We start from the raw sequence: 896 nt of genomic DNA, 5'->3' as shown, positions 1-896 counted from the left end.
GTATGCAAGGTTAAGTGGAAGACACGGAGCCGTAGCGAAAGCGAGTCTGAACAGGGCGAATGAGTATGCGGTCGTAGACCCGAAACTGTGTGATCTACCCATGTCCAGGGTGAAGGTCAGGTAACACTGACTGGAGGCCCGAACCCACGTATGTTGAAAAATGCGGGGATGAGGTGTGGGTAGCGGTGAAATTCCAATCGAACACAGAGATAGCTGGTTCTCTCCGAAATAGCTTTAGGGCTAGCCTCAAGATAGAGAGTACTGGAGGTAGAGCACTGATTGGACTAGGGGCCCCTACCGGGTTACCGAATTCAGTCAAACTCCGAATGCCAGTTACTTACGCTTGGGAGTCAGACTATGGGTGATAAGGTTCATAGTCGAAAGGGAAACAGCCCAGACCGCCAGCTAAGGTCCCAAAGTATACGTTAAGTGGAAAAGGATGTGGCGTTGCACAGACAACCAGGATGTTGGCTTAGAAGCAGCCATCATTGAAAGAGTGCGTAATAGCTCACTGGTCGAGTGACGCTGCGCCGAAAATGTACCGGGGCTAAACGTATCACCGAAGCTGCGGATTGTTCTTACGAACAATGGTAGGAGAGCGTTCAAAGTGCTGCGAAGTCAGACCGTGAGGACTGGTGGAGCGCTTTGAAGTGAGAATGCCGGTATGAGTAGCGAAAAAAGAGTGAGAATCTCTTTCACCGAATGCCTAAGGTTTCCTGAGGAAGGCTCGTCCTCTCAGGGTTAGTCGGGACCTAAGCCGAGGCCGACAGGCGTAGGCGATGGACAACAGGTTGATATTCCTGTACCACCTCATGATTGTTTGAGCAATGGGGGGACGCAGGAGGATAAGGAGTGCGCACCGATGGATGTGCGTCCAAGCATGCGAGGAAGTCAGA

At 51.7% G+C, this 896-nt stretch carries 1 rRNA gene; it reads left to right on the top strand.

From position 1 onward, the window contains the following. Positions 1-896 (top strand): 23S ribosomal RNA (locus tag ACFO3P_RS04310); the annotation flags it as partial.

This window comes from Oceanobacillus aidingensis, assembly GCF_042654105.1.
Classification (GTDB): Bacteria; Bacillota; Bacilli; order Bacillales; family Amphibacillaceae; genus Oceanobacillus; species Oceanobacillus oncorhynchi.
This window is presented reverse-complemented; position numbering and strand designations above follow the sequence as displayed.